The organism is Croceicoccus sp. Ery15 (genome assembly GCF_020985305.1).
Classification (GTDB): domain Bacteria; phylum Pseudomonadota; class Alphaproteobacteria; order Sphingomonadales; family Sphingomonadaceae; genus Croceicoccus.
On sequence record NZ_CP087588.1, the window covers coordinates 1,142,656 to 1,169,011 of the forward strand.

26 protein-coding genes are annotated in these 26,356 nt (G+C 62.3%); 10 read left to right on the forward strand and 16 right to left on the reverse strand.

All coding sequences use genetic code 11. The features are described from left to right. Positions 1-17: 17 nt before the first annotated feature. Both LOZ77_RS05670 and LOZ77_RS05675 read right to left on the reverse strand, forming a co-directional pair. On the reverse strand, positions 18-551 hold the full coding sequence (locus tag LOZ77_RS05670; RefSeq protein ID WP_230281212.1) for a TspO/MBR family protein: 534 nt from the start codon (positions 549-551) through the stop codon (positions 18-20). A gap of 17 nt (positions 552-568) precedes the next feature. Next, positions 569-1,363, reverse strand: coding sequence for a TlyA family RNA methyltransferase (locus LOZ77_RS05675; RefSeq protein WP_230281213.1), 795 nt, complete (start codon positions 1,361-1,363; stop codon positions 569-571). 74 nt (positions 1,364-1,437) lie between these two features. On the opposite strand from LOZ77_RS05675, the gene LOZ77_RS05680 reads away from it, so the two are divergent. The 4 genes from LOZ77_RS05680 (at position 1,438) to LOZ77_RS05695 (ending at position 5,678) form a co-directional block, all read left to right on the forward strand. Then, entirely contained in the window at positions 1,438-2,070 is a 633-nt protein-coding gene (locus LOZ77_RS05680) for a hypothetical protein (RefSeq protein WP_230281214.1), read from the forward strand. A 681-nt stretch (positions 2,071-2,751) separates the two neighbouring features. Further along, the gene (locus tag LOZ77_RS05685) at positions 2,752-2,970 is read left to right on the forward strand and encodes a hypothetical protein (protein ID WP_230281215.1); all 219 of its coding nucleotides are present in this window, start codon (positions 2,752-2,754) and stop codon (positions 2,968-2,970) included. Between the two features lie 141 nt (positions 2,971-3,111). After that, positions 3,112-3,411 carry a hypothetical protein gene (locus LOZ77_RS05690; RefSeq protein WP_230281216.1) on the forward strand — a complete coding sequence of 100 codons (300 nt, stop codon included), beginning with the start codon at positions 3,112-3,114 and terminating at the stop codon, positions 3,409-3,411. A 230-nt stretch (positions 3,412-3,641) separates the two neighbouring features. Next, a complete protein-coding gene (locus LOZ77_RS05695; RefSeq protein ID WP_230281217.1) occupies positions 3,642-5,678 on the forward strand; it encodes a 3-hydroxyacyl-CoA dehydrogenase NAD-binding domain-containing protein in 2,037 nt (678 codons plus the stop codon). A gap of 17 nt (positions 5,679-5,695) precedes the next feature. Here the strand turns inward: LOZ77_RS05695 and LOZ77_RS05700 are convergent, their stop codons facing one another. Next, positions 5,696-6,673: a glucokinase gene (locus tag LOZ77_RS05700; RefSeq protein ID WP_230281780.1), complete on the reverse strand. Its 978-nt coding sequence runs from the start codon at positions 6,671-6,673 to the stop codon at positions 5,696-5,698. 59 nt (positions 6,674-6,732) lie between these two features. Then, entirely contained in the window at positions 6,733-7,902 is a 1,170-nt protein-coding gene (locus LOZ77_RS05705; RefSeq protein WP_230281218.1) for a hypothetical protein, read from the reverse strand. 89 nt (positions 7,903-7,991) lie between these two features. On the opposite strand from LOZ77_RS05705, the gene LOZ77_RS05710 reads away from it, so the two are divergent. The 4 genes from LOZ77_RS05710 (at position 7,992) to LOZ77_RS05725 (ending at position 11,454) form a co-directional block, all read left to right on the forward strand. After that, positions 7,992-8,795 carry an alpha/beta fold hydrolase gene (locus tag LOZ77_RS05710; protein ID WP_230281219.1) on the forward strand — a complete coding sequence of 268 codons (804 nt, stop codon included), beginning with the start codon at positions 7,992-7,994 and terminating at the stop codon, positions 8,793-8,795. After that, complete coding sequence (locus LOZ77_RS05715) at positions 8,792-10,399, forward strand: UDP-N-acetylmuramoyl-tripeptide--D-alanyl-D-alanine ligase (protein ID WP_230281220.1); 1,608 nt, start codon at positions 8,792-8,794, stop codon at positions 10,397-10,399. Before LOZ77_RS05710 ends, LOZ77_RS05715 begins: the two co-directional genes overlap by 4 nt. 148 nt (positions 10,400-10,547) lie before the next feature. Continuing rightward, positions 10,548-10,982 (forward strand): hypothetical protein, encoded by a 435-nt coding sequence (locus tag LOZ77_RS05720; RefSeq protein ID WP_230281221.1) that lies wholly within the window; start codon positions 10,548-10,550, stop codon positions 10,980-10,982. A gap of 133 nt (positions 10,983-11,115) precedes the next feature. Further along, positions 11,116-11,454, forward strand: a complete 339-nt coding sequence (locus LOZ77_RS05725) for a PilZ domain-containing protein (RefSeq protein ID WP_230281222.1) — start codon at positions 11,116-11,118, stop codon at positions 11,452-11,454. On the opposite strand, the gene mmsB is transcribed toward LOZ77_RS05725, so the two are convergent. The 7 genes from mmsB to LOZ77_RS05760 form a co-directional block, all read right to left on the reverse strand. Next, positions 11,451-12,320 (reverse strand): 3-hydroxyisobutyrate dehydrogenase, encoded by an 870-nt coding sequence (gene mmsB, locus LOZ77_RS05730; RefSeq protein ID WP_230281223.1) that lies wholly within the window; start codon positions 12,318-12,320, stop codon positions 11,451-11,453. The two genes, LOZ77_RS05725 and mmsB, sit on opposite strands and share 4 nt — an antisense overlap. Before the next feature lie 39 nt (positions 12,321-12,359). Further along, positions 12,360-13,142 carry an enoyl-CoA hydratase-related protein gene (locus LOZ77_RS05735; RefSeq protein WP_230281224.1) on the reverse strand — a complete coding sequence of 261 codons (783 nt, stop codon included), beginning with the start codon at positions 13,140-13,142 and terminating at the stop codon, positions 12,360-12,362. After that, positions 13,139-14,194: an enoyl-CoA hydratase/isomerase family protein gene (locus LOZ77_RS05740; RefSeq protein WP_230281225.1), complete on the reverse strand. Its 1,056-nt coding sequence runs from the start codon at positions 14,192-14,194 to the stop codon at positions 13,139-13,141. The genes LOZ77_RS05735 and LOZ77_RS05740 overlap by 4 nt, the downstream gene beginning before the upstream one ends. After that, complete coding sequence (locus tag LOZ77_RS05745) at positions 14,191-15,333, reverse strand: acyl-CoA dehydrogenase family protein (RefSeq protein ID WP_230281226.1); 1,143 nt, start codon at positions 15,331-15,333, stop codon at positions 14,191-14,193. Before LOZ77_RS05745 ends, LOZ77_RS05740 begins: the two co-directional genes overlap by 4 nt. A gap of 33 nt (positions 15,334-15,366) precedes the next feature. Continuing rightward, complete coding sequence (locus LOZ77_RS05750) at positions 15,367-15,687, reverse strand: I78 family peptidase inhibitor (protein WP_230281227.1); 321 nt, start codon at positions 15,685-15,687, stop codon at positions 15,367-15,369. Positions 15,688-15,701: 14 nt separating this feature from the next. After that, on the reverse strand, positions 15,702-16,178 hold the full coding sequence (locus LOZ77_RS05755; RefSeq protein ID WP_230281228.1) for a hypothetical protein: 477 nt from the start codon (positions 16,176-16,178) through the stop codon (positions 15,702-15,704). An 87-nt stretch (positions 16,179-16,265) separates the two neighbouring features. Further along, positions 16,266-17,759, reverse strand: coding sequence for a CoA-acylating methylmalonate-semialdehyde dehydrogenase (locus tag LOZ77_RS05760; RefSeq protein WP_230281229.1), 1,494 nt, complete (start codon positions 17,757-17,759; stop codon positions 16,266-16,268). A gap of 118 nt (positions 17,760-17,877) precedes the next feature. Between LOZ77_RS05760 and LOZ77_RS05765 the strand changes: the two genes are divergently transcribed. Beyond that, positions 17,878-18,774, forward strand: a complete 897-nt coding sequence (locus tag LOZ77_RS05765; protein ID WP_230281230.1) for a LysR family transcriptional regulator — start codon at positions 17,878-17,880, stop codon at positions 18,772-18,774. 39 nt (positions 18,775-18,813) lie between these two features. On the opposite strand, the gene lpdA is transcribed toward LOZ77_RS05765, so the two are convergent. From lpdA to LOZ77_RS05780, 3 genes are read right to left on the reverse strand one after another with little or no spacing between them, the layout of a single operon-like run. Beyond that, a complete protein-coding gene (gene lpdA, locus LOZ77_RS05770; protein WP_230281231.1) occupies positions 18,814-20,229 on the reverse strand; it encodes a dihydrolipoyl dehydrogenase in 1,416 nt (471 codons plus the stop codon). An 11-nt stretch (positions 20,230-20,240) separates the two neighbouring features. Then, entirely contained in the window at positions 20,241-20,630 is a 390-nt protein-coding gene (locus LOZ77_RS05775) for an acyl-CoA thioesterase (protein WP_230281232.1), read from the reverse strand. 13 nt (positions 20,631-20,643) lie between these two features. Then, on the reverse strand, positions 20,644-21,963 hold the full coding sequence (locus tag LOZ77_RS05780) for a pyruvate dehydrogenase complex dihydrolipoamide acetyltransferase (protein ID WP_230281233.1): 1,320 nt from the start codon (positions 21,961-21,963) through the stop codon (positions 20,644-20,646). Positions 21,964-22,155: 192 nt separating this feature from the next. Between LOZ77_RS05780 and LOZ77_RS05785 the strand changes: the two genes are divergently transcribed. Then, positions 22,156-22,611, forward strand: a complete 456-nt coding sequence (locus LOZ77_RS05785) for a universal stress protein (RefSeq protein ID WP_230281234.1) — start codon at positions 22,156-22,158, stop codon at positions 22,609-22,611. Between the two features lie 5 nt (positions 22,612-22,616). Here LOZ77_RS05785 and rnr read toward each other — a convergent pair whose 3' ends face one another. Then, positions 22,617-24,923 (reverse strand): ribonuclease R, encoded by a 2,307-nt coding sequence (gene rnr, locus LOZ77_RS05790; protein ID WP_230281235.1) that lies wholly within the window; start codon positions 24,921-24,923, stop codon positions 22,617-22,619. Positions 24,924-24,966: 43 nt separating this feature from the next. Next, positions 24,967-26,334, reverse strand: a complete 1,368-nt coding sequence (locus LOZ77_RS05795) for a M28 family peptidase (RefSeq protein ID WP_230281236.1) — start codon at positions 26,332-26,334, stop codon at positions 24,967-24,969. Positions 26,335-26,356: the final 22 nt, after the last annotated feature.

A 26,356-nucleotide genomic window follows, 5' to 3' on the forward strand; every position in this document is an offset into this window, starting at 1 on the left:
CGCCAGATGCGTACTATTCAATTGAGCTGCCAGAACTGCAGGTTCAGAACCGAGGCAAAGGCGATCCACGCCAGATAGGGCAACAGCAATGCCGCCGCCAAACGGCTGACTCGCGCGGCATAAGCAATGGTCGCGAGCACCAGAATCACCAGAAGGACGATCAAGAAAAACCCGAATGTCAGCATGTGCATTCCAAAGAAGATCGGCGACCACAAAAGGTTCACCACCATCTGGATGCCGAATATCGCCAGTGCGGATTGCTTATGCGTCTTGCGGTCGCTGGCCAGCACCAGCGCCAGCGCAAATCCCATCATCGCATAAAGAATCGTCCAGACCACGCCGAACAGCCAGCCCGGCGGGAAGATATCGGGCTTTACCAGCGCATCGAACCACGGATCGCCAACGCCCGACCCTGAAAGGCGCCCCGACGCCAGTCCCAGTATCACCACTGTGGGCACGCAGATCATCGCCCACCAGAGCGTCGATTTCTGGCGATAGGACGGAATGTGAAGCGGCGGTTCGGTCGCTGTGCGGTCTTCGGGCGTGTTCATGCCGTTTCCAACTCCCCTCAGGCCGCGCGTGTTCCCCGCCCTGCCCAGATCAGGAATTCTATATTGCCTTCGGGCCCCTTGATAGGGCTTTCGGTCAGGCCGCGCACAGTCCAGCCTTGGGATCGCAGCCAGCCCGCCACTTCCTCGCAAACCCGTTCGTGCAAGGCCGTATCACGCACCACCCCGCCCTTGCCCACTTCCTCGCGCCCCACTTCGAATTGCGGCTTGATCAACGCAACCAATGTCGCATCGGGCGCGGCAAGCGAGAGCGGCACGGCCAGCACCTTTGCCAGCGAGATGAAGCTGGCATCGCAGACCACCCAGTCGCAGGGGCGGTCGATCTGGTCTGCCGTCAGGATCCGGGCGCTGGTCTGTTCCAGCACGGTAACCCGCGGATCGCTCCGCAATTTCCAGGCCAGCTGGTTCGTGCCCGAATCGACGGCGAAAACATGGCTTGCCCCGTTTGTCAGCAGCACATCGGTAAATCCGCCGGTCGAACTGCCGATATCCATCGCCGTCGCACCATCCGGGTTCAGTGCGAAATGGTCGAGCGCATGGGCCAGCTTGATCCCGCCGCGCGACACCCATGGATGATCGCGCCCGCGCACCTCTATGGAGGCATCGGACAGTAATTGCTGTCCGGGCTTGGCGATCTTCACCTCGCCCGCGAACACCAGCCCCGCCATCACCAGCGCCTGTGCGCGGCTGCGGCTTTCGGCCAATTCGCGCTCAACCAGCATTTGGTCCACCCGCATCTTGCGCGGTTTCTGCTTCTTGTCGGTTGAGGGGCTGTTTTTTGGGGATTCTGTCATGGTCGGTCGGCTGGAAAAACCGCTTTGGCCGATTGGCGCTTGAGCGAACGGTGAAGGCTTCGCATAAGCAGACCATGACGCCAAGCCGCAATTCCCATTCGCCCGTTTCCGCAATCCCCGAAACCGCGCGCTGCAAGACCGCCACCGCAGCCATGCGGCGTTGCTGGACATTGACGGGTACAATGATCGCCGCGACGGGGTTGGCGCTGGCGGCCGCATGTGCCCCGACGCCGCCCCCGCCCGCCCCCGCTCCGGCGCCTGCGCCCGCTCCGGCACCGGTGCCCGAACCGGTCCAGCGGACGATTGCCGATTGGCAGGATACGCCGGTGACGCCCGGGACCTGGGCCTATCGCGCGGACGGCAATGTTACCCGCGCCTTGTTCGGTACCACCCAGTCAGGTGCGCAGTTCACCATGGCTTGCGAAAAGCCGAGCCGCCAGATCCGCCTGTGGCGCTCGGGCAGCCCCGCGAATGCCGCCGAAACCGGCATGACAGTAGCGACGACCTCTACCACCCGTACCGTGCCCGCCGCCGTTCAGTCGGGCGCTTCGCCGCAACTGGTCGCCAGCCTGTCCCCCAACGATTCGCTGGTTGATGCCATCGTATTTTCGCGTGGAAAGTTCGCCGTGTCGGTATCGGGCCAGACATTGCTGGTCATGCCGAGTTGGGCGGAAGTTGCGCGGGTGGTGCAGGATTGCCGTCAATAGCGCGCCGAACGGGCAGAAATCCGGCAATTCGCCCTGTGTATTGAGGGGCTTGGCCTGATTTACGACAACCCGTCCATTCTGACAGTGAATAAAACAATTTCAAGCCTTGTCGTTGCAGCGCAAAAACTGCAGCCTGCGAATCAAGGACGGGGCGACGGGTCGCCGCAGACTGCCAGGAAGCGGTCAGCGAAGGCCCGGATCCCGCCCCGGCCCGGCCGCACGCAAGGCACCAGGGGGCTTGCGAATGCGCGGCAATCTTGGCCCCGGCGCGAAAGGAGGTGATCCGATGTCTCATGGTCCAGCAGAGAGGTCGGTGAAGTCCACTACGAGGCATTATCGCTAAGTCGTTTTCGCTGCCTGCGCCATTTCTCGAAAAGCAATTTTCCTGATCGGCAAGCGGGCGCGGAAGAGCGATAGAGGCTTCGTCAGGGCGGCACTTCCTGGCCGCTGACCATGCGAAACCCCGTGGCGAGCCAGCTCGCTGCGGGGTTTCTCATATGGGTATTATTTAGTCGGGCGGTTCGCAATCGCAGCAGGAAGTTCGGCAAACTATCCGAACACTCGCAGCTCTCCATGAATTTCGGCCTGCCGCATCGCACACCTCCATTCATCGCATTTGCGAGAACTTTTTGATCGCCAGCCGGTTTGGGCATTGACGGGCATGAAAAAGGAACTTGCAGCATGTGGAAGAAAATTATCTGCGGTTTAGCAGCAATGGGGGTTGCCACCGCTCCGGTATTGGCCAGCGCCAACGGGGTAGAGCGTGCATCACAGCCTGCGAGCGAAAGCAGCGAACTTGGCGGCGCCAGCCTGCTGTCGCTCGTCGTCATGGCTGCAGTTATTGGTGGCGGCATCTGGCTCGCTGTGGACGACGATGACGACGAGCCAGTCAGCGCCTGATTATTTTCAAGGGTGGAGCGACCGGGATCGCTCCACCTCAATATGCTGTTGGGGCCTTTTAGCGCTAAAAAGTCCCATGCCCGGTCGGGAGGTCAAACTCTTTACCATATTGCATTGCAATATAGTCCGTTTGTTACTATCATGGGCATGAATAGAACGGATCTATTGCGAGGAACGATGCTGCTCAAGAGACTTACGGCCACGATTATCGCCGCAAATGTGGTGATCGCGCCGATCCATGCTCACGCTGCGCCACTCGGCACGGTCGGTTCCACCAACGCCCGCATCGCGGCACCCGCTGGCAATGCCAGCGAACTGGGCGACGACGACGATAATGGAACGATTTTCATCCTCCTCGGCCTTTTGCTGATCGCTGGTGGCGTATATGTTGCGACAAAAGGCGGTGATGACGATGAGGATCTGCCGCCGGTCAGCTTCTGATCCGCCGCTTTGAATTGGAAAAGCCGCTCTGTCCAAGTGACCGGGCGGCTTTTTCGTGCACGCGACTGGCGTGTAGCCCAATCTGAAAGATGCGATTGGGCGCCTGCATGTTTGCCATTGAAGGCGTCCCACGCCATCCCCTCGACTAAATGCCAGCGGACGATTCGTCCCTTGCTGGCGCACCAGTAAAGCCGGACAATTGCGCACCGGCGACCATCAAGGAGAGCAGAATGGCAGAGCCCGTCACCGTCGAAGTCGAAAATGGCATCGCGATCGTTACGATCGCAAATCCCCCCGTCAACGCACTGGGCCATGAAGTGCGTAAAGGGCTCGACGCCGCGGCTGACCGGATTGCCGCCGATGCCGATATTCTCGCCGCCGTGATCCGCGCCGATGGCGCGACTTTTCCCGCAGGTGCCGATATCGGCGAGTTTCCCGACATTCCCGCCCCGTTCCATGGCGATGTGTTCGACAAGATAGAGGCTCTGGAAAAGCCGGTCGTTGCGGCCATGCACGGCACTGCGCTTGGTGGCGGGCTGGAACTGGCGCTGGGCTGCCATTACCGCGTCGCGGCAGAGGGTTCGAAAATGGGTGTGCCAGAGGTGCAACTGGGTCTGCTACCCGGTGCGCGCGGCACGCAGCGTCTCCCCCGCCTGGTCGGCGCAGAGGCTGCGCTGGGCATGATGCTGACGGGCAAGCCTATCGACGCTGCAAAGGCGCTGAAAGCCGGCCTGATCGACAGGATCGTGCCCGCTGGCGAACAGGACAACGCCGCCATCGAAATGGCCACGGCGCTGATGGCACAGGACGGCCCCTTGCCTCGCGCTTCGCAGGACAGCAATTGGACCGTGAAAGACCGGGCCGATCCCGCCCTGTTCGACCGAATCAGGGAAACGCACGGCCGCCTGTTCCGCGGCGTCATCGCACCCGACGCGATCGTGACATGCGTGAAGGCAGCCGTCGAACTGCCTTTTGCGCAAGGGATCGAGGTCGAGACCAGCGAATTCACCCGCCTGCTCGCATCGGACCAGTCGCGCGCCCTGATCCATGTTTTCTTCGCCATGCGCGACACCGCCAAGGTGCCCGGTATCGGCAAGGAGACCCCGCTGATCGACATCAAAAGCGTAGGCATCATCGGCGCGGGCACCATGGGCGGCGGCATTGCGATGTGCTTTGCCAATGCTGGCATTCCGGTCAAGCTGGTCGAGGTAAAGGCTGAAGCGCTGGAGCGCGGCCTTGGCGTGATCCGCAGGAATTACGAGAATACGGCGAAAAAGGGCCGGCTGACCGACGATCAGGTCGAGAGCCTGACGGGCCTGATCACCGGCACGCTCGAAATGGACGATCTGGCCGATGTCGATCTGGTAATCGAGGCGGTGTTCGAAAGCATGGAGGTCAAGGAAAAGGTCTTTTCCCGTCTGGACGCGATCGCCAAGCCCGGCGCTATTCTGGCGTCGAACACCAGCTTCCTCGATATCGACCACATCGCCGCGCTGACCGGGCGGCCCGAAATGGTGCTGGGACTGCATTTCTTCTCGCCCGCCAATGTCATGCCTCTGCTGGAAGTGGTGCGCGGCGACAAGAGTTCGAACAGCGTGATCGCGACCGGCATGAAACTGGGCAAGACGTTGCGCAAGACGCCCGTGCTGGCGCGGGTGTGCGACGGTTTCATCGCCAATCGCCTGATGTTGCCCTATCTGGTCGCCAGCCAGAACATGCTGCTACGCGGCACGCCGATGCAGGAAATCGATGCCGCGATGAAGCAATATGGCTTTGCCATGGGCCCGATCGCTCTGCTTGACCTGATCGGGCTTGATGTCATCACCTTCCCCGGTGAAGTGACCATGACGGGCGAGCTGGTGAAAGCCGAACGCCGCGGGCAAAAGCTGAATGGCGGTTTCTATGACTATGACGAAAAGCGCCGTGGCACCCCTGCCCCCGCCGCTCTGGAAATCGTCGAAAAAGTACGCACCGCAAACGGTATCGAGGAAGCGCCGCCGCTGACGGCAGACGAAGTGCTGACTGGCCTCCTTTATCCGGTAGTCAACGAAGGCGCGAAAATTCTGGAAGAGGGGATCGCGCTGCGGGCAGGCGATATCGATGTCACCGCGATCCTGGGTTATAACTGGCCGTCCTATCAGGGTGGCCCCATGTGCTGGGCCGATATCCACGGCCTGCCCAAAATCGTCGAAGGTTTGAAGGCGATGGGCATCGAACCGGCCAAGCTGCTTGCCGAAAAGGCGGCGTCGGGCGGTTCGTTCACCTGACCGGTTGGGCGGCGGCCCTAAGCAGGTCCATGGGCCTGCGCATAGGCCGCCGCCGCACCGAACAACCCAGGTTGTGGATGGGTGATCAGCTTGACCGGCAGCTTTTCCATCAGATGCCTGAACCGGCCCTTATAGACGAAGCGGTCGGCAAAGGCGGGTTTCGACAGCTCATCCTTAAGCCGCAGACCCAATCCGCCGGCGATCACGACCGCATTGGCACCATGGGCCAGTGCCAGATCGCCTGCCGCCGCGCCCAGCATCATGCAAAAGCGTTCGCATGCCATCACCGCCACGGGATCGCTGCCCGTCAACGCCGACAGCCATAATTCGCGGTCGTCGCCCGATGGCATGGGCAACCCCTCCATCCTCGCGATGGATTCGGCCAGATAAACGATCGCCGGTCCCGAACACATCCGTTCCACCGACACGCGCGGAAGGGATGCGCGTACATTCGCGAGGATCTGTTCCTCCACGCGATCTTCGGGCGCGAATCCGATGTGGCCACCCTCGGTCGGTTGCACGCGATAGGATCCATCCGCCCGCCTGATCAGCGCCGCGACCCCAAGGCCGGTGCCGGGCCCGCAGATCGTGGTGGTGCCATGGGGCGGAAATTCTTCCGGCCCGGCCAGATGTTCGAAATGCGCCGGATCGGCTGCGGCCACCGCATGGCCCACTGCCTCGAAGTCGTTGATCAGCACATGGGAATCGACCCCCAGTTCCGATGCGATTTCGGCAGGCCGGATGATCCAGTGCGAATTGGTGAACTTGATCGTCTCGGCACTGACGGGCCCCGCCACGGCTATCGCCGCGGCGCGGGGAAGCGGCTCGTCCTGAGCATCGGCAAAGCGCTGCCATGCCGCTGCAAGGCCGGCAACACTGCCCGTGGCGAAGGTAATCGGTTCGGCCAGACGGGTGACGGCTCCGTTTGCGACCTCGGCAATCGCGAAACGGGCATTGGTACCGCCCACATCGATGGCGACGAGTTTCTGGTCCATAGTCATGGCCCTATGCCTAGCAGCGATGGCCCGATACGAAAGCCCGCAATCGCCTTCTTTTAACGCGGCAGCAGATAGGCACCCTGCGGCACCGGATCGTCGAACCGCTTCACGCTGCCTGCCAGCGCTTCCGATACCAGATGATTGACCAGTTCGGGGAACAACAACGGTTCCTCCGCAGCTTCCCACAGGAAAAAGCCATAGCTGCCGGGAATGGCGTTGATCTCGTTGAACCAGATTTCGCCTGTTTCGCGGTTCGACATGAAATCGATGCGCGGCGCGCCGCGGTGGCCCAGCGCGATAAAGGCGCGGCGGGCATAGTCATGGATCGTCGCCTTCATGTCGGCGGGCAGATCGGGATTGATATCGCGGGTTAGCGACAACATGCCTTCGGACGGCAGGAAAGACCCCTTGGTCCCACCACCGGACGACAGATATTTTTCCTTGAAATCCAGCAGTTCCGCACCGCTCTTCGGACGCTCTATCGCCGACAGCTTTACATCCTGCGCATCGCGGTCCCAACGCATGGCGATATTATATTCGACCAGGTTCTGAACCTGCGGCTCGATAATCGCCAGATTGTCCTGCGCCAGCACATAGGCGACCAGCGCGGGCAATTCGGCTGCCGTTCTGGCCAGTCCGACCCCGATGGAACTGCCCAGATTGGCGGGCTTTACGATGGTCGGAAATCCGAATTTGGCTTCGACCTCCGCGATCAGGGCCTGCGTATCGGCCAGTTTCGCCCGGTTCGCGGTCACGTGGTCCAGCACGTTTACGCCCGCCAGCTTTACCAGCGCCTTGGTCGCGTCCTTGCGCATGGCCATCGCGCTGGAACCGGCGGCAAAGCCCGTTATCGGAATGCCCAGCATTTCGAAATGGCCTTGCAGGCGCCCGTCCTCTCCGAACGGTCCGTGAAAGACGGGCAGCACGCAATCAATGGGCGTCTGCTCATGCCCGTGAAGTGTTTGCATCACCGGGCCGCGCTCGCTCCAGCGGAAAAATACTTCGGGCGCGCCAGAGGGCTTGGGCTTGAACCGCCTGATGTCGCGCAGAAACGGGGCGGAGAAGAAGCGGTTCTCAAAATCCGTATAGACGGGGATCACCTCGATCTCGCGCACGTCGCAGCCGTCCATCAGCTGATGGGCCGACACGACCGAGACATCGTGTTCCTGACTGGCGCCGCCGAACAGCACGGCCACTTTCAACCTGTTGTCATTCGCGACCGACATGTGCGCTATCCCCAGTTCCAACGCAGGCCACCCACAGGGTGACGCGTGCTCATCTTGTGCGCCGCATCTGGCGCTGTAAGAAGGGCGGCATGAAGCCTCCCCATCATATTCGGATCGGCACGCCGGGCGCGCCCAAAGTGGCGTTCGGTCACGGCTGGGATCGTTCGCACCGCGATTTCATCCCTGTTGCCGAGGCGCTTGCGCCGCTTATCGATGCCTACCTGTTCGATCTGCCGGGTTTCGGCAAGAGCGAGAGGCCGGATGATGCGTGGGGAACGGTGGAATACGCCGATTACATGGCGCGCCACATGGTGGACCAGCTGGGGTTCGACCTGTGCACATGGGTCGGGCACAGCCTTGGCGGGCGTATAGGCCTGCGGCTCGGCCGCCGGTCGGGCGGATTAATCGAGCGACTGGTGATCGTGGCGGGCGCAGGCGTTCCGCGCAACCGCACGCGGTGGGAACAGTTCAAGGGCAAGCGCCGCTCTGCCCGGTTCCAGCGCCTGAAGGCACAGGCGAAGGACGAGGCGGCGCTGATCGCGCTGGAAAAGAAATTCGGCAGCCCCGATTACGTGCACAGCCGCGAAACCGGCATGCGCGATATTTTCACTGCCACGGTGACCGAGGACCAGACCGCCGAATTGCCGCGCATTACCATGCCGACCACGCTGATCTATGGCGCCGACGATGTCGACACCCCGCCCGAGGTGGGCCGCAAGATCGCTTCGCTGGTGCCGGCTGCCAGCTATGTCGAAGTGCCGTTCTGCGACCATATCTCGATCCTCGACCGCGGTCGGCACCAGATCGCGCTGGCCATCAAGGAAGGGCTGCCCAAGGGCGCACCGACGGCCAGCGATCTGCCAGGGGCCGGAACCTCGGAGCGCGGCCGATGATCTATCTGACCGTCATCCTGTTCGCTGCTGCATTCGCATTTCTGCTGTGGGTGCGACTTCATACGCTGCTCACCTATTTCCAGCAGGAGGAATATAACGCCCGCCGCTTCCCCGCCGCGATCCTGCGCATGCGGCTGTTCGATGTGCGCGCCAGCATCGTCCTGCTGGTGCTGACGGGCATTGCTGCGCTCGCCATGGCAAAGGGCGAACTGGTCGGGCTGGCGCTGACCTCGATCTTGGCCAGCGCAGCGCTGCTGGTGGCGATCGCATGGCACGAAAAGCAGTATCGCTACAAAAAGCCGCTCGCCCTGACCGAACGGGCCAGACGCATCCGCAATGTGGCCGCCATCATCTGCGTGCTGCTGGTCCTGCTGGCCACGATGGGGCCGATACAGGCGCTGATCGCAATACAACTGCCGCCGCTGGCACTAATCATCGCCAATGCCATTCTGCAACCCGTACAGGAAAGGGTGAATGAGGGTTTCGTCGCAGAGGCACGCGACAAGCTGGCACGGCTCGATCCCTTGCGCATCGGCATTACCGGCAGTTTCGGCAAGACCACCACCAAGCATATTTTCGCCGAGGTGCTGGGCGTGTCCGCGCCGGTGTTCTACTCGCGCGGGTCGATCAATACGGTGCTGGGCCTTACCCGCCATATCCGCGAACGGCTGCAATGGAGCCATCGCTATTTCATCGCGGAAATGGGAGCATACGGTATCGGATCGGTCGCTCGGCTGTGCCGGTTCGTGCAGCCCGATTACGGCATCGTCACCGCCATCGGCGACGCGCATACCGAACGGTTCGGATCGGTCGAGAATATCGCAAAGGCCAAGTCCGAACTGGTCGAGGCCGTGTGCGACAAGGGCGGCACGGCCGTCGTCGCGACGCAGGTGATGGATTACGCCCCGTTTCGCGGGCTGGCCGAACGCTTCCCCGGACAGGTCGTGACCGTCGGACCGGAAGAAAACGCCGATATCCGCATTGTCAGCGCCGCGCTGCAGGATGCCGACTGGGTCATTACGCTGAAGGACAGGCGCAGCGAAGGCATTGGCACCATCAGCTATGAATTGCCGCTGCTTGGCGAACACAATGTCACCAATTCGGCACTGGCCGTGGCGATGGCCGCGATCATCGATCCCGCCATTGCAAAGCGCATACCGCTGGTCACCCCTGATGTCGAACAAGTGCCGCACCGTTTGCAAAAGCGGGAAAGCCCCAGCGAGGCGCTGGTGCTGGACGATGCCTATAATGCGAACGAGGCAGGGTTCCGCAATGCCGTCGCGGTGGCATCCGAACTGGCGAAACAGCGTGGCGGGCGGGCGATTCTGGTCACCCCCGGCATTGCAGAGCTGGGGATGGAGCATGACCGCGTCCATGCCAAGCTGGGCGAATATGCGGCGGGGCTGGCCGATGTCATCTATGCGGTCAATCCCTCGCGCATTGCCGGCTTTACCGGCGCGCTGGCCGCCGCAGGCAAGCCCGCGATCGAAGTCGCCAGCTTTGCCGAGGCGCGCAAGGCTTTGCAGATCGACACAAAGCCCGAAGATGTCGTGCTGTATGAAAACGACCTGCCTGACCTTCTTGAAGAGAAGCGACTGCTCTGACGGGGCGATTTACTTAAAGTTTGAATAATTGCCTCCCCCGACGCATAGTCGGGTTGGGGGAGTCGTTTTCGTCAATCAAAGGCCGATACCTGAAACAATCTCTCCCAATGGGTCGCGCATTGTCACGCTCATAAGGGGGGACTGCCTCATGAATATGTCCACGATCCGCCGCACTGCCATCGCGGCCTGCACCGCTGCCATCGCCCTGACCGCGCAACCCGCCATCGCGCAGTCGCTGGACGATTCCACCATCATCACGCTCTATAAGATCAAGGGCGACCGGTATATGGACGCGCTGCGCTTTATGGCCATGCGCGAAAAGGTCGCCGCCGAAGCGGGACTGCCTGCCGATGTGTTCTATTTTCACGAACAGGGCGCGGGCTGGACGATGATCCAGATATCGCAGCCCTGGCCCGACGACGCGATGGAAAAGATGGAAGCGGCCGGCAAGAAGCTGAACATTCCCAAGCCGGCACCGGGCGCATTCATGGCGATGATCAACGACCACGAGGATGTCATCGTCTCCGGTCCGACCACCGCCACCGCCAAGCTGGCCGAATGGGAAGAGGCCGGCGCCGAATGAAGATGTGCGCCGGTGCCCGATCAGCGGCACCGGCGCGGCATCGTGGCACGGATTGCGGTGGATAATCGGCAGCGTTAACGAATTATTGCACGGCTTGGTGATAGCTTGCGCAGGCACGCAATCCGGAGCCATTATGAACCTGCGCATCGAGGACCGTTCGCGAGTGACGGTTCATGGACTTTATCGCATCGCCAACGGGCGCGAGCGCGCGGCGATCATCATCGATTTGTCGCCAAAAGGCTGCCGCCTGCTTGAACGCATGTACCAGCTGCCGGTCGGCGCGGATATCATGCTGACCATGGGTCATATCTCGGCCTTTCCCGCGCGCATCTGCTGGAACGAAGGCTCTTTCTATGGCGTAGAGTTCAAGCGCCCGCTTCACCGCGTCGTGCTGGAACATCTCTATCGCGGCGGCGCGCCCATATTGCGCGCGCCGTCGGGAGAGGAAATGGCCGAAACCGGCGAAGACTAAAGCGTTTCGAAAATCGCGCCAAAGTCCTTGCCGCCCAAGCCTGCCGCATTGGCTGCCTCGTATATCTCGGTCGCCTTGGCGCCCAGGTCCACCTTGGCCCCGCTGCCTGCTGCCGCATCCATGGCAAGTTTCAGGTCCTTCAGCATCAGCGCCACGGCGAAACCGCCTGCATACCCATTATCGGCCGGGCTAGCCGCGCCGACACCCGGTGCAGGCGTATAATCGTTGAGCGACCAGCAATAGCCCGTCGACTTCGAACTGATCTCGTGAAATTTCTCCATCGCCAGCCCGTTGCGTTCGGCCAGTTTCAGCGCCTCGCACGTGCCGATCATGTGGCATGCCAGCAGCATGTTGTTGCACATCTTGGCCACTTGTCCCGCACCGGCATCCCCGGCGCGGATCACGGCCTTGGCCATCGGATCGAGGACGGGTTCGGCGCGCGCAAAAGCAGCATCGGTCCCGCCCACCATAAAGGTCAGCGTGCCGCCATTGGCCGCCGCGATGCCGCCCGAAACCGGTGCATCGACCATGTCGTAACCGGCCGCTTGCGCCGCCGAAATCACCTTGCGCGCAGTGGCGACATCGATGGTCGAACAATCGATCAGCAATGCGCCCTTGGGGGCATGGCCGATGATCTCGTTTCCATAGACCGCATCGACGATCGCGCCATTGGGCAACATCGACACCACCGCGTCGACACCGGCCACTGCCTCTTTGGCCGAGGCAAAACCGGTACAGCCCGCTTCGACCGCATGGGCCAATGCAACCTCGCTCAGGTCGAAAGCCGATACATCATGCCCGGCCTTGGCCAGATTCGTGGCCATGCCGCCGCCCATATTGCCAAGACCGATGAAGGCGATTTTCATATTGCTATCCTCTCCGGAAATCCGTGATGCGGCAGGGCCTTAGCGCCCCTTCCATTGTCCTTCGCGCTTATCGACAAACGCGGACATGCCCTCGGCCTTATCCTCGGTGGCCACCAAGATCTGGAACATGCGTCGTTCGGCCACCAGCCCCTGATCCAGCGTCGTTTCGAACGCCATGTGCACCATTTCCTTGTTCATCATCGCGGCCATCGGCGGCATGGCGGCAATCGCCGCCGCGGTTTTCAGCGCATCGTCCAGCAAATCGGCAGCCGGCACGATCCGCGCGACCAGCCCTGCCCGTTCGGCCTCTTCGGCACCCATCATCCGGCCCGTCAGGCACATTTCCATTGCCTTGGACTTGCCGATCGCCTTGGTCAGCCGCTGCGAACCGCCCATGCCGGGCGCCACGCCAAGCTTAATTTCGGGCTGGCCGAATTTCGCAGTGTCCGACGCCAGAATGAAATCGGCCATCATGGCAAGCTCGCACCCGCCGCCCAGAGCAAAACCGTTCACGGCAGCGATCCACGGCTTGCGAGTTTTCTTCACCAGATCCGATGTCCAACCTACGAAGAAGTCCTCTAGGTAGAAATCCGGTGCCTGCTTCTCGAGCATTTCCTTGATGTCGGCCCCAGCGGCAAAGGCCTTGTCCCCACTGCCTGTCAGCACCAGACAGCGCTGGCTCGCATCGCGCTCATAATCGGCGAAGGCGGCAACCAGATCGGCCAGAACCTGCGAATTCAGCGCGTTCAGCGCCTTGGGCCGGTTCAGCGTGACAAGCGTCACCGCCCCCTGCGTTTCGACAAGGATCGTCTCAAAGCTCATAAAGGTCTCCATTCCTCTTCGGGCGGGAGCGGCGCGAACACAGCATCCACCGCCTTGGGGTCGATATCCGCGACATTTGCCGGATTCCATGCCGGATCGCCGGTCTTGTCGACCAGCAACGCGCGCACACCCTCGGCAAAATCGGGCAGCATGATCGTGCGGCTGGCTGCGCGGAATTCCATCGCCATATTCTCGGCAAAAGTGCTGGCCCGCACACCCTCGCGCAGCTGGCGAAGCACCAGCGCGCAGGTCATGGGGCTTTTGGTGCGCAATGTGCGCAATTCCTTGCCCGCCCATTCGCCGCCATCGGCCTCCAGCGCCGCGATAATTTCGGCCAGCGTGTCGCCCGCGAACAGACGGTCGATCTGCGCCATATTGCCGCGCAGGCGCGCTTCGGGCGGCTCCACCGCCAGAGAGCCGAGGATCATCTCGATCCTGTCGGGATCTTCGGTGATGCGCGCTTTCGCTTCTGCCGTGGCAGCGCTGCTGAGGTAATGCGTGCCTAGCCCCGCCCACAGGCATTCCGAGCCGTCGAGCCGCGCGCCCGTCAGGCCCAGAAACTTCCCCAATTGACCCGGCAGGCGCGACAGATACCAGCCGCCGCCAACATCGCAGATCAGGCCGATTCCGGTTTCAGGCATGGCATAGCGCGTATTTTCGGTGACCACGCGATATTGCGCCGGCTGCGCGATACCGACACCGCCGCCCATGGTGATGCCGTCCATGAAGGCGATCACCGATTTGGGGAACGTGAACAGCAGATGGTTCAGCTGATATTCGCGGTAGAAGAACGCAGCCCCCGTCTTGCCGCCATCTTCCAACGCCGAATTGCGCAATAGCGTCACATCACCGCCCGCACAGAAACCGCGCCCCTCGGCATGATCGAGGACGACCGCCTTCACCTCATCATCATCACGCCACTCCAGCAGCGCCGCGATCATCGCCTCGCACATGTCCATTGTCAGCGAATGGATCGCCTTGGACCGGTTTAGCGAGATATGACCGATCTTCTTGCCCGGCGTGCCATGCGTGTGGATCAGCACATCGCTCATTTCACCATCTCCCGTCCGACGATCATACGCATGATCTGGTTCGTCCCTTCCAGGATCGAATGGACGCGCAGGTCGCGCCACAGCTTTTCGACAGGATATTCCTTGAGATAACCGTAACCGCCGAACAATTGCAGAGCGCGGTCGACCACGCTGCTGCCGGTTTCGGTGGCGATCATCTTGGCCATCGCGGCAAAACGCGTTTTGTCGGGCGAACCTGCGGTCACCTTGGCAGCCGCAAGATAAAGCAAGGCGCGCGCCGCTTCCAGTTCTGCCGCCATATCGGCCAGCGTGAATTGTGTGTTCTGGAAATCGGCAATGGCACGGCCGAATTGCTGGCGATCCTTCACATAGGCCAGCGCCTCGTCAATCGCACGCTGCGCACCGCCCAGCGAACAGGCACCGATATTCAGGCGTCCGCCGTCCAGCCCGTTCATGGCTATGGCGAAACCCTCACCCTCGGCACCGAGGATGTTTTCCTTGGGCACCCTCACCTTGTCGAGGATGAGCGCGGCCGTGGGCTGCGAATTCCAGCCCAGCTTTTTCTCCTGCGCGCCAAAGGACACGCCTTCCATGTCCTTTTCGATCACCATGCAGGATATGCCCTTGGGGCCATCCTCACCCGTGCGGACCATGGTGACATAGATTTCGTTTACACCGCCGCCCGAAATGAACTGCTTCGATCCGGAAACTTCCCAGTGATCGCCCCTGTCGACCGCCTTGGTCTTCAACGCAGCGGCATCCGATCCCGATCCCGGTTCGGTCAGGCAATAGCTGGCAACCTGATCCAGCGTGACAAGGCTTGGCAGATATTTGGCCTTCACCGCCTCAGCCCCGAACGCATCGATCATCCATGTCGACATATTGTGGATCGAGATGAACGCGCTGGTCGAGGGACAGCCAAAGGACAGGGCCTCCATGATCAGCGCCGCTTCCAACCGGCCCAGCCCGATGCCGCCCGCTTCTTCCGAGACATAGATCGCGCCAAAGCCCAATTCACCCGCCTGCGTCAGCATGTCGCGGGGCAGGATTTTTTCTTCATCCCAATGGGCGGCATGGGGCGTGATGGCGTCGGCGGCAAAGCGCCGCGCCATCTCCTGTATCGCCTGTTGATCTTCGGTTAGGTCGAACTGGCCTGTCATAGTTCCTCTGTTCTTTTATCGGGCAGTCGGAATTCAGCCGCAGCTGATACGGTCGATCACCATATTATCGTCATAGGTCACGGTCAGCCGGTCGGGCCGGTAATCCATCGTCATGGCGCTGCGCGGCGGCCCCCAGCGGAGCGTTTTCGCGCCAGTCGCTGCCAATAATTCCGCCCCCAGTTCGGGGCTTGCCGTCTGGCCGATCCAGTCCTGGACACTTGCGGCATCGCACATGGCTACTTCTCCGGTTTCGGCAGGATCACTGTCGGCGGTTGCGGTCGTTGCACATCCGGCAAGGCCGAGTGCAAACGGAGCCAGAGCGGCAAGGGCAAGGCTGCTTGTTCCACACTTCATCGAAAATCCCCTTTCTAACGACATTTGCGGTATTCAAGGGCACCCCGCATCGCGTCCTCGCCCATTTCCTGCCGGATCAGGGTCTGACCGTCGTCGCGCGTTTCCATCCGCATTTCGCGGGTCCATTCCATGCCCTCGCCTTCGAACGCGAACACGGCCTGGATCGCATGGGGTTCAAGCGTGACGTCGTCGCCCAAGGTGCCGACCGACTCATAAAAGGTGAGCGTCGTCCCGTCGATCTCAAGAAGGCCCTTGGCCGCCGCGCCGCCTTCGCAATCGGCAGCATTGATGCCCCAATTGCCGCGAAATTCGGCCGGAATGGTGCCGGTTTCGGCAGCGACGGTGTCGACGGGGGCTGCTGTATCGTCTGGAGCAGCGGCAGGATCGTCACCCGCGCCCTCCTCAGGACCCTGAGATCCGCAAGATGCCAGGGCGAGCGCGCCGGCCATAACCAGCAGCGGCGTGATGAAACGGGTTGTCGGCTTGCGCATGAATTCTCCTTTGCGAACGCCTCGGCACTATCCTTCGGGAACGCGGTCTAGCCTGCCTGTTTCCCGTAAGGATAGTGCCGGATGCGATCACAAGGTCGGTATCAGGAACGCGTTGCTGCCGTCGCCACCTCCGTCGGGCCAGCGTTGGGTGACAGTCTTGACCTTGGTCCAAAAGCGCAGGCCTTCCATGCCGTACTGGTTCGTGTCGCCGAATGCGCTGCGCTTCCACCCGCCAAAGCTGTGATAGGAAACCGGCACCGGGATCGGCACGTTCACGCCGACCATGCCCACATTGACCCGCGACGCGAATTCGCGCGCCGCATGGCCGTTGCGGGTAAAGATCGCCACGCCATTGCCGTACTGGTGCTTGCTGGGCAGCGCGACCGCTTCCTCGAAATCCTTGGCTCGCACCATCTGCAGCACGGGGCCGAAGATCTCTTCCTTATAGCTCGACATATCGGTCGTCACGCGGTCGAGCAGCGTGGGGGCCACGAAAAAGCCCTTCTCATGCCCTTGCAGCGTAAAGCCGCGACCGTCGATGACCAGTTCCGAACCCTCGTCCACCGCGGTCTGGATCCATTGCTCGATCCGCGCCTTGTGCTCCGGCGTCACGACGGGGCCATAATGCGCGTCGGGATCGGTCGACACGCCCACGCGCAGCGCATTGATCGCGGGGATCAGCTTCTCGCGCAGGCGGTCCGCCGTTTCCTCGCCCACCGGCACCACCACGGGCAGCGCCATGCAGCGCTCGCCCGCCGAGCCGAAGGCCGCGCCGCACAGATCGTTGACCACCATGTCGAGATCGGCATCGGGCATCACAATGCCATGGTTCTTGGCCCCGCCCATCGCCTGCACGCGTTTGCCGGCAGCGACGCCGCGATTGTAAACGTAATGCGCGATGTCGGACGAACCGACAAAGCTGACCCCCGCGATGTCCGGATGGTCGAGGATCGCATCCACCATCACCTTGTCGCCATGCACGACCTGCAACAGACCTTCGGGGGCGCCGGCCTCGGTAAACAGTTCGGCCAGACGCACCGGCACGCTGGGATCGCGCTCGCTGGGCTTCAGGATAAAGGCATTGCCTGCCGCGATCGCCATGCCGAACATCCACATCGGGATCATCGCGGGGAAGTTGAACGGGGTGATCCCCGCGCCGATCCCCAGCGGCTGGCGCATCGAATAGACATCGATGCCGGTGCCCGCGCCGATGGTATATTCGCCCTTCAGCACTTGCGGGATGCCGCAGGCGAACTCGATCACTTCCAGACCGCGCTGCACGTCGCCCTTGGCGTCGTCGACCACCTTGCCGTGCTCGCTCGCCAGCAGTTCGGCAAGCTGCTGCATGTTCTGTTCGATCAGCTCCTTGAAGCGGAACATCACCCGCGCGCGGCGCTGCGGATTGGTCGCCGCCCATTCGGGCTGCACCTTCTTCGCAATCTCCACCGCGCGGTCCAGCAGCGCCGCATCGCCCAGCGGCACCTCCGCCTGAACCTCGCCCGTAGAGGGGTTCCACACCTGATGCGTGCGGCCAGTAGAAGCCCCCGCTCCGCCTGCGATGAAATGGTCTATCGTGCGCATGGCCCTTCACTCTCCGTATTTGTCCGGCGCAAAACCGTGGCGCCTTGGTATTGCCAAACAGCATTGCAGCGCGCACCATTGCATGCAACGATCAATTTTACGGCATGGTGCTGCAAAAATGCAGGATATCGACTGGAGCGATTTTCAGGTGTTTCTGGCCCTCGCCCAATCGGGCCGGACCAGCGATGCCGCCAACCTGCTGGGCGTCGACGCAACGACCGTCAGCCGGCGGCTGAAACGTTTGGAAACCGGCCTTGGCGCCGCATTGTTTGAACGCGGACCCGAAGGGCATCAACTGACCGAAGCGGGCGAGGATCTGTTCGAACAAGTGTCGACCATGGCCCGCGCCGCCGCGAAGATCCGCGACGGCGCCGATGCGGGCGGCGGCCTGTCGGGCAGCCTGCGTATCAGCGTTTCCGAAGGGTTCGGGACCTGGTTCCTGACCCGCTACATCCCGAAGCTTGCCGACGCGCACCCGTCCCTGACCATCGATCTGGTTGCCAGCAGCGGATTTCTGAACCCTTCGCGGCGCGAGGCGGATATTGCGGTTATGCTATCGCGCCCCCGTTCGGGGCAGCTGATCGCGCGCAAGCTGTCGGATTACGCGCTAGGGCTGTATGCGACACACGCCTATCTGGAGCAGGCTGGAACGCCGCAACGGGCCGAAGATCTGACTGAGGGACACCGGCTGATCGGCTATGTACCCGAACTGGTCTATGCGCCCGAGCTGGTCTATCTCGACGAAATTCACCCGGGCCTTCGAGCCACGCTACGTTCGTCGAGCATCAATGCGCAGCACCGGCTGATCGCGCAAGGGGCCGGTCTTGGCGTGTTGCCGCGCTTTATCGGGAATGCCGATCCGGGCCTGGTGCCGCTTTTGCCGAACCGGACCATATTGCGCAGTTTCTGGATCGTGACCCATGCCGACACCAATTCGCTGGCGCGGGTTCGGGCAGGCAAGGACTGGCTGATTGAAACGGTCGCGGCGCAGCGGTCAGTGCTGTTGCCTCGATAAAAACGGGGCGGAGCATCAGGCCCCGCCCCATTCAAGCCATCAAATATGTAGTGCGCGTCCGTAAGCCGCGAGCACGCTTTCGTGCATGCTCTCGCTGATGGTCGGGTGCGGAAACACCGTGTTCATCAGCTCCGCCTCGGTCGTTTCCAGCGTCTTGCCGACGACATAGCCCTGGATCATTTCGGTCACTTCCGCGCCGATCATATGCGCGCCCAGCAATTCGCCGGTCTTGGCGTCGAACACGGTCTTGGTAAAGCCCTCGGGCTCACCCAGCGCAATCGCCTTGCCGTTCCCGATGAAGGGGAACATGCCGACCTTCACTTCGTAACCGGCTTCCTTCGCCTTTGCCTCGGTCATGCCGACGCTGGCGATCTGCGGATGGCAATAGGTGCAGCCCGGGATATTGTTGCGATCAAGTCCGTGCGGATGCACATCCTTGTTCCCCAGTTCCTGTGCAATCGCCTCGGCTGCGGTCACGCCTTCATGGCTTGCCTTGTGCGCCAGCCACGGGCCGGGCGTGCAATCGCCGATTGCCCACACGCCCTTCACATTGGTGCGTCCGTAATCGTCGACCTTGATGTGGAAACGCTGGTCAGGCTCGATCTTCAATTCGTCGAGGCCGATATCTTCGACATTCGGAACAATGCCGATGGCGGTGATCACATGGCTGAATTCAACCTCTTCGGCCTTGCCCGCCTTGTCGGTGATCTTCGCCTTCACGCTCTTTGCCGACTTGTCGGTGATTTCGACCTTCGCGCCGGTCTTGATCGTCATGCCTTGCTTGACCAGGGCCTTTTCAAGGAAGGCGGAGACGTCCTTATCCTCGACAGGAACGACACGATCCATCATTTCCACGACAGTGACGTCGACGCCCATATCGTTGTAGAAGCTGGCAAATTCGATGCCGATCGCACCCGAACCGATCACCAGCAGCTTGGTCGGCATTTCCTTGGGCGTCATTGCATGGCGATAGGTCCAGATGCGGTCGCCATCGGCCGGATTGCCCGGCAGGTCGCGCGCACGCGCGCCGGTGGCGATGATGATATGCTTGGCCGAAAGCTCTTCGGTGCCCTTTTCGCCCTTCACTTCCAGCTTGCCGGGCGCGGTCAGCTTGCCCGTGCCCATGTGGACGGTGATCTTGTTCTTCTTCATCAGGTGGGTCACACCCGAATTCAGCTGCTTCGCCACGCCGCGCGAACGCTTTACCACCGCTTCCAGATCGGCAGTGATTTCCTTGGCGGCAAGGCCATAATCCTTGGCGTGCTGCATATAGTGATAGATTTCGGCCGAACGCAGCAGCGCCTTGGTCGGGATGCAGCCCCAGTTGAGGCAGATGCCGCCCAGCAATTCGCGCTCCACGATGGCGGTCTTCAGGCCAAGCTGTGCGCTGCGGATGGCGGCGACATAGCCCCCCGGCCCCGAACCCAGCACGATCACGTCATAGCTGTCTGCCACTTTGCAGTCTCCTAACCCTCAATCGGGCGCGGACGCCCGTTTTCATCTATCGCCACAAAGGTGAAATCCGCTTCGGTCACCTTTACGGCCGTTTCTTCAAAGCGATGGCGGCGCCATGCCTCGACATTGATCGTCATCGACGTGCGTCCGATGCGGGTAATGTCGCCATATACGGACACTTCATCCCCCACCGACACTGGTGCATGGAATAGCATCTTATCCATCGCCACGGTCACCGCGCGCCCCTTGCCGCGGCGCGAGGCAATCAGCCCCGCCGCATTATCCATCACGCTGACCAGCCACCCGCCGAAAATATCACCATAGACATTGGTGTCGGCCGGCATGGCGACCACGCGGATCGCCGGTTCGCCTTCGGGCGGTTGTTCGTCGGCGCTGGCCATGGGCAGTCCGCTATTACGCCAGCATGCCCAGCGGGTTTTCGACCAGTTCCTTGAATGCAGCCATCAGGCGCGCACCATCGGCACCGTCGATGGCGCGGTGGTCGAAACTGCCGGTCGCGCTCATCATCATGGCAGGCACAATCTCGCCGCTTTCGTCCACGATCGCGCGCTTTTCGCCTGCACCGATGGCAAGAATCATACCCTGCGGCGGATTGATCACGGCCTCGAACTGCTTGATGCCCATCATGCCCATGTTCGACAGGCTGGCAGTGCCGCCCTGATATTCGTCGGGCTGCAGCTTGCCTTCACGGGCGCGGCCGGCCAGATCCTTCATGGCCTTGGCGATCGAGCTGACCGAACGGCCATCGGCATCGGAGACGATAGGCGTAATCAGGCCCGCGGGGATCGACACGGCGACCGAGATATCGGCACGCTCGTACTGGATCAGCTCGTTACCGGCAAAGGCGACATTGCATTCGGGCACGGCGATCAGTGCCTTGCCCAGGGCTTTCACCAGCAGGTCATTGACCGAAACCTTCACGCCCTGGCTTTCCAGCGCCTTGTTCACCTCTGCCCGCAGCGCCAGCAGCTTGTCGAGCCGCACATCGACGGTGAGGTAGATATGCGGAACCTGCTGCTTGGATTCGGTCAGGCGGCGCGCGATGGTTTTGCGCATGCCCGAAAGCTTCGACACCTGATGCGGAATACGGGCATCGAGGATCGCGCGGGTCTCGTCTGCCATCTCGACACTGGAAGCGGGTGCTGCGGCAGCGGGCGCAGGCGATGCTGCGGGGGCAGCTGCCGGTGCGGCAGTGGCGGTGCCTTCCTTAGCGCCCTCGATATCGGCCTTTACGATCCGGCCATGCGGACCGCTGCCCTGCACCTGACCCAGATCGACCTTCTTTTCCGCAGCGAGGCGGCGTGCCAGCGGCGATGCGAATACACGTTCGCCCGAAGCCGCGGGCGCTGCCGGAGCGGGTGTTGCGGCCGGTGCCGATGCTGCGGGCGCGGGTGCGGCATCTGCGGCGGGAGCCGGCGCCGGTGCCGGTGCTGCGCTGCCACCGCTCTTGGCGGCTTCCTCGACATCTTCGCCATCCTCGGCAAGGATCGCGATCACGGTGCCGACCTTCACATTCTCAGTCCCTTCTTCGACCGAGATGGCAGCAATCGTGCCTTCGTCAATGGATTCGAATTCCATCGTCGCCTTGTCGGTCTCGATCTCTGCGATAATGTCGCCGGGTCCGATCCTGTCGCCCGCTTTCACGAGCCACTTGGCCAAGGTGCCCTCTTCCATAGTGGGGGACAGGGCTGGCATCTTGAGAGAGATGGGCATGATCGTCAGCGTTCCTGGTTCGATTGCCGCCCGTGCCGCCGGAATGGGCAGGGCGTTTGAAGAAAGATTTCGTCGCTTATCTCTAGCCTTAACCGGCAAGGGTCAAGGCCCCAGTTGCCGCAGCGCACTTGCGAAAACCCGCGCCGTGCCGCAGTCTTTGCGTATAGCTCAACTGGCAGGCCGATAATCGCAATGCGCATATATCTCGTCATCATGGACGAAACCCCCGAATCCCGCACGGCATTGCGCTTTGCCTCTCGCCGCGCGGCGGACACGGGCGGATCGGTCCATATCATCGCGGTAGTGCCCAAGCAGCAATTCGTGGCGTTCGGCGGTGTGCAGGCGACAATAGAGGACGAAGCCAAAAGCCGCGCCGAAGTGCTGGTGATGGCGGCGGCGGGCTCCCTATTCGAGGAAGTGGGCCGCATGCCGTCGATTGCCGTCAAAGTCGGTGATGCGACCAAGGTGGTGCAAGACTATCTGGCCGAGCACGAAGGCATCGCCGCGCTGGTGCTGGGCGCAGCCGCCGATGGCGCGCCGGGCCCCTTGGTGGCGCATTTCGCCGGTCACCGCGCGGGCCAGTTGCCCTGCCCGCTGATGATCGTGCCGGGTGGTCTGACCGATGAAGAGATCGACGCGCTGAGCTGAGCGAACTACTTTTTTCGGCCCTGATGCCGGATATTGCCCGGTCTGCCGCGCTTACCCACCATATGCTTGCCCTTGTGCTTCAGCGGCGGACCGCCGCGTTTTTTGCGGGTGGCGGGCCTGCTGCCGCGCGGTTCGATGCTGCCGGCAAATTCGGGTGGCTCGAACTTCAGCGCGCCCGACAGCGGATTGGCTTCGGCCAGTCGCAGGGTTAGCCGGTCGCCCGCGCGATAGACCGTCCCGCTTTCCTGCCCGACCAGCACCTGCGCCTTGTCGTCATAGTTGAAACGTTCGTCGCCCAGCACCGAAACAGGCACCAGACCGTCACCGCCGACGCCCAGAATGGTCGCAAACAGGCCGAATTTCTGCACGCCGGTGACGCGGGTTTCGAATGTTTCGCCCACGCGGCCCGACAGCCATGCCGCGACATAGCGGTCGATGGTATCGCGCTCCGCCTCCATCGCGCGGCGTTCGGCGCGGCTGATCGCCTCGGTCACGCGGTCGAGCGATTCGCGGTCAAGGTCTGACAAGCCGCTGCCCGCCGGTATCGCTTTGCCCTGCGGTTTCGGCTGTTCCAGCCGGTACGCATCGACCAGCGCGCGATGCACCAGCAGGTCGGCATAACGGCGAATGGGCGAAGTGAAATGCGCATAGCTGCCCAATGACAGGCCGAAATGCCCCGCGTTTCGCGGCCCGTAATAGGCCTGCATCTGCGTGCGAAGGACCTGCTCCATGATCAGTTCCTTTTCCGCCACATCGGCCACATCCTTGATGAGGCGGTTGAACAGCGAAGGGGTGATCACCTGCCCCAATGACAGACTGCGATCCATGGTCTTCAGATAATCGCGCAGCGACACCAGCTTCTCGCGGCTCGGCGTCTCGTGCACCCGATAGACGACTGGCGCTGCCTTGGCCTCCAGCGCTTTGGCAGCGGCGACATTGGCGGCGATCATGAAATCCTCGACCACGCGATGCGCGTCGAGCCGTTCGCGCACGACGATGGCGTCGATCCGCCCCTTTTCGTCCAGCACCACGCGCCGTTCGGGCAGGTCGAGATCCAGCGGCTCGCGGTCATCGCGGGCCGCGGCCAGCAATTTCCAGCAACCCCACAGGTTCTTCAGATGCTCGGGCGCCTGATCGCTGTCGATCCGTTCCTGCGCATCCTCATAGGCGATCACTTCGTGAATGCGGACGATGGCGCGGGTAAAGCGGAAGTTCTTCACCCGCCCGTCGGCATCGATGGTCATATGGCACGCCATCGCCGCGCGGTCTTCCCCCTCGCCCAGCGAACAGACGTCGGCGGACAGGACTTCGGGCAGCATGGGAACGACGCGGTCGGGGAAATAGACCGAATTGCCGCGCTTGCGTGCCTCGCGGTCGATCTTCATGCCGGGACGCACATAGAAGCTGACATCGGCAATCGCGACCAGCGCCTTCCATCCGCCCGCGTTGTCGGGATTGTCGTCGGGCGCGGCCCATATCGCATCGTCGTGGTCGCGGGCATCGGCCGGATCGATTGCGACGATGGGCAGCGCGGTCAGATCCTCGCGCTGCTCTTTCGACAAAGGCAGGCGCGCCGATGTCTCCGCTTCGTCCAGCACCTCGTTGGTAAAGACATGCGGGATTTCATATTTATGGATCGCGATCAGGCTGAAGCTCCTGGGCGCAAGCGGATCGCCCAGCACCTCGGTCACCTTCACGCCCGAACGCGGCGATTTGCCCGCCGGTTCGGCCAGCACAAGCTGCCCTTCCTCGGCATCGGCCAGATCGGCGATAGGGATCGAATTGCGCACCGACTTCTCGGTCGGCGCCAGCCAGCCCTTGCCGCTGCCGTCGATCTCCACCACGCCCATCAGCACATCCGCCCTGTCGGGCAGCTTGCGCATCACATGGGCAAGCCAGCCCTTCCCGACCTCTTCTGTACGGGCAAGGACGCGGTCGCCCTTGCGCAAGGCAGGGCCCGCGCGTTTCGCCTTGCCCTTGGGTTCGACCACGCGCAGCCGCGGCGGCGCCTGCCCGCTGTCGGGGTCCCAGGTCTCGGGCACGGCGATCGCCTCGCCATCCTCGATCTCCACCACGCGCAGCACCGTTACCTTGGGAACGCCGCCCATGCGGTGATAGGCCGTGCGCTTGCCGTCGATCAGCCCTTCCTCGGCCATGTCTTTCAACAGAGCCTTGAGCGCGATCTTCTCTTGCCCCTTCAGCTTGAAGTGCCGCGCAATCTCGCGCTTGCCGACGGGCGTGTCAGAGCCTTTGATCAACTCCATCACCTGCTCCTTGCTGGGCAGGCCTTCGAATTTTCTTGGATTAGCCATCAGCGCCTATGTGGCCCTGACGACGGCGCTTGCCAAGCGGTCCCTATTCGCTTTCCGGCGCTTCTTCCTTTGGCAGGGGATAAAACGCCCCGCCGGGCACTGCCGCCGCAACGGGGCTTTCCGCGCCATTGCCCGCGATGGACGATACGCCAATGATCCAGTCGTCGCCGCGCAGGTCCAATGTCGTGCTGGTGGTCGACGCCGGAAGCTCGCGCACGCGCTGCCACGCGGCATTGTCGGTGCGCCGCCGCCAGACGGCATAGCCGGTCGCACCCTCGGCACTCTCCCACTCGACCAGAGTATCGGTGCGTACGGCGGCATCGGCCTTTACCCGCGGCGGCATGGGCGAGCGCGCCAGCCTTGCCAGCGCCAGCGTGTTCAGCCGTGTCACCCGCGCCAGATAGGGAAAGTCCATTTCCGCAGACACGTCGCCATAGAATGTCCCGCCTTCGGTCCGCACATTCTGGTGCTGGTGTTCGTAATCCTCGACCGCGACCGAGATGCGCACGGCGGGAAAACCCTTGTCCAGCATCGGCAAATGGTCGCCGCCCCGCCCCATGCGATCGGCACGCCAGACCTGCCGCACGCTCAACGCATCGTCGCCGTCATTTTCCGACAATTCCGCCAGCCAGCGCGAAAGATTGCGCGACGGGGCATCGTTCTCGCCCCTGTTGCGGCGCATATCGGAACGCTCTCCATCGCCTGCATCGGCGCGGACCGCTTCGGAGAAAACCCGCACATGGGCATCGTCGACAAAGCCGTCCGAACCATGGCTGCCACCGACGATGTCGTTGTTCAGAACGGCCTTGACCACCCAGCCCTGCTCTTCGGCGTAATCGGCCAGCAGCTTGCCGCCATACAGGCCCTGCTCCTCGCCCGACAGGACGGCATAGACAATGGTGGTCGGAAATTTGAAGCGCGACAGATTGCGCGCCGCTTCGAACACCAGAACCGTGCCCGAACCGTCATCATTCGCGCCGGGCGCGTCGGTGGTCGCATCGGTGGGATCGGATGCCATCGAATCGATATGGGCCGAAACGATCACTACCTCGTTCGGGCGTTCGGTTCCCGGCTGGATGGCCAATACGTTGACCAGGCGGGTCGGCTGCGCGATGCGGCGGCCCTGCACCATACGTTCGGGTAAAGCGATTTGCAGGCAATCGCCGCAATCCGCCGAAATGCGGCGGAACTCCGCCTCTGCCCAGCGGCGCGCCGCGCCGATACCGCGTGTGGGGTGATCCTGAACCGACAGCGTGTTGCGCGTTCCGAACCCGACAAGAGTATCGATATCGGCCCGCAGTCGCTCTTCCGATATGGCAATATCCGCCTCGCTTTGCGCGAGCGCGGTGGCGGGAAGGACGGGGGCGCACGCCAGCACTGTCAGCGCGGCGGTTATCAGGCGGGTATTCATGCCCCGCACTGTGATCTGCGCC